This window comes from Aeromonas sp. Prich7-2 (genome assembly GCF_017939255.1).
In the GTDB taxonomy this organism is placed as follows: Bacteria; Pseudomonadota; Gammaproteobacteria; order Enterobacterales; family Aeromonadaceae; genus Aeromonas; species Aeromonas caviae.
This window is the reverse complement of record NZ_JAGKRI010000233.1, coordinates 1-793: the sequence shown is the minus strand read 5'-3', so window position 1 is coordinate 793 and position 793 is coordinate 1. Positions and strand designations below refer to the sequence as shown.

The window sequence follows — 793 nt, the reverse complement described above, 5'->3', positions numbered from 1 at the left end:
CCGAAACTCCTTGTTGGGTTTCGGATTTTTTTATGCGTATCGACCAAGCTCTCGACTTCATTCACGCCTGTCCTCCCGGAAAGTTTGAGTCCCTGTCTGACCTGCTGTCACCTGAACTGGTGCAGGCTTGCTTGGCCGAGACGGGCTCCGTCTCCTTGCGCCGACGGCGCATGCCCATGGAGCGGGTGCTATGGGCCATTATCGGGATGTCCTTGTTTCGTCATGTCCCTATGGCCCAGCTGGCCAACCAGCTCGATATCCTGTTACCCGGCGACCGGCCGTTTGTCGTCCCCAGCGCCTTCATCCAGGCGCGCCAAAAACTGGCTGACCAAGCCGTTCGACAGGTGTTCCAGCAGACCGCCACACTCTGGCATCAGCAGTGTCAGCACCCCACCTGGGCCGGCTTGCAGCTGCTGGCCGTGGACGGGGTGGTCTGGCGCACGCCCGATACTCCGGACAATGCCGGCGCCTTTGCCAAGTCGAAAACCGTCCAGGGGGAGACGCAATATCCCCAGGTCCGCATGTTGTGTCAGATGGAGCTGACCAGTCATCTGCTGACCCAGACAGTGATGGACTCCTGTGCGGTAAACGAGATGGTGTTGGCAGAGCAACTGATTGAAAAAACACCCGATAATAGCCTGACCCTGTTCGATAAGGGCTTCTACTCACTGGGGTTACTCCATGCCTGGCAACGCCAGGGCGTAGCGCGTCACTGGCTTATTCCGCTGAAAAAGGGGGCTCAATACGAGGTCATCCGCAAGCTGGGGCGGCAGGATGTGCTGGTACGCCTCAG

General features: G+C 59.0%; 1 protein-coding gene. It reads left to right on the top strand.

The window, feature by feature from the left end; all coding sequences use genetic code 11:
* Positions 1-32: 32 nt before the first annotated feature.
* On the top strand, positions 33-793 hold a 761-nt coding region (locus tag J9892_RS21360; protein ID WP_210538914.1), incomplete at its 3' end, for an IS4 family transposase.